The 1,264-nt window shown below is 33.4% G+C and carries 2 protein-coding genes; both read left to right on the top strand.

All coding sequences use genetic code 11. The annotated features are described in order from the left end of the window. Positions 1-760: diaminopropionate ammonia-lyase (locus Q3287_RS19340; protein WP_407964675.1), on the top strand; the 760-nt coding region annotated here is incomplete at its 5' end. A 123-nt stretch (positions 761-883) separates the two neighbouring features. Beyond that, positions 884-1,264, top strand: a 381-nt coding sequence (locus Q3287_RS19335; protein WP_407964674.1) for a M20/M25/M40 family metallo-hydrolase, incomplete at its 3' end; no start/stop codon positions are given.

Raw genomic sequence — 1,264 nt, 5'->3', positions numbered from 1 at the left:
GTTTAGATTAAATAAAATCAAAGGAGAAGGAGCAGATGCTAGTATAACAGACTTAAACTATGATGATGCAGTAAGATTAGCTAATGATTATGCAGAAGCTGATGATCATGGAGTAATGGTTCAAGATACAGCATGGGATGGATATGAAGAAATTCCAGCATGGATAATGCAAGGATATGGAACTATGGCTCAAGAAGCGATAGAGCAATTAAAAGAATATGGAGTAGATAGACCAACACATGTATTTGTGCAAGCAGGGGTTGGTTCACTTGCTGGAGCAGTTCAAGGATATGTTGCTTCAATATACGATGAATGCCCAATAACAGTAGTAGTAGAAGCTGATGAAGCTGATTGTTACTATAAATCAGCAGAAGCAGGAGATGGAAAACCAAGATTTGTTGGAGGAGATATGCCAACTATAATGGCTGGTCTTGCTTGTGGAGAACCAAATACTATAGGATTTGAAGTATTAAAAAATCATGCTGCAGCATTTGTTTCAGCACCAGACTGGGTTTCTGCTAAAGGTATGAGAACATTAGGTAATCCTTTAAATGGGGATGCAAAGGTAATCTCTGGAGAATCTGGAGCAGTTACAACTGGTCTTTTAATAGCAGCTATGGAAAGAGAAGATTTAGCAGACTTAAGAAAAGATTTAAAATTAGATGAAAATTCAAGAATACTTTTAATAAGTACAGAAGGAGACACTGATCCTGATAAATACAGAAGTATAGTTTGGGATGGAGAATATCCAAGTATATAAATAATGATTAAAATATCATTATTAAGTAGCAATTTACATATTTAGAAAATATATAAATTCTAAAATTTAGAAAGTATATAACATATAATACATACATTATAAAAAATCTAGGGGGATAATGAAATGTTAAATGAACAAAGAAAACAAGAAGTAACTGAAATATGTCAAAAATTAATTCAAAATCCTAGTTCTTCTGGAAATGAAGAAGGCGTTGTAAAAGCAATAGAAGAATCTTTTGCAAAATTAGGTTTTGACAGTTGGTCAAGAGATAGATATGGAAATATAGTAGGATGCATAAAAGGAAACAAACCAGGTAAGAAAATATTATTTGATGGTCATATAGACACAGTTCCAGTTCCAGATGAAAGCAAATGGAGCGTTCCTCCTTTTGAAGGAAAAATAGTAGACGGGAAAATATATGGTAGAGGAACTTCTGACATGAAAGGTCAATATACAGCAATGATGTCAGCAGTTGCATACTTTGCAAAAGATACTAACAAAGAT

The sequence above is a fragment of the Clostridioides sp. GD02404 genome (genome assembly GCF_045898275.1).
Lineage (GTDB): Bacteria > Bacillota > Clostridia > Peptostreptococcales > Peptostreptococcaceae > Clostridioides > Clostridioides difficile_A.
Note: the sequence above shows the minus strand (reverse complement) of the source record. Positions and strands in the feature narration are given on the sequence as shown.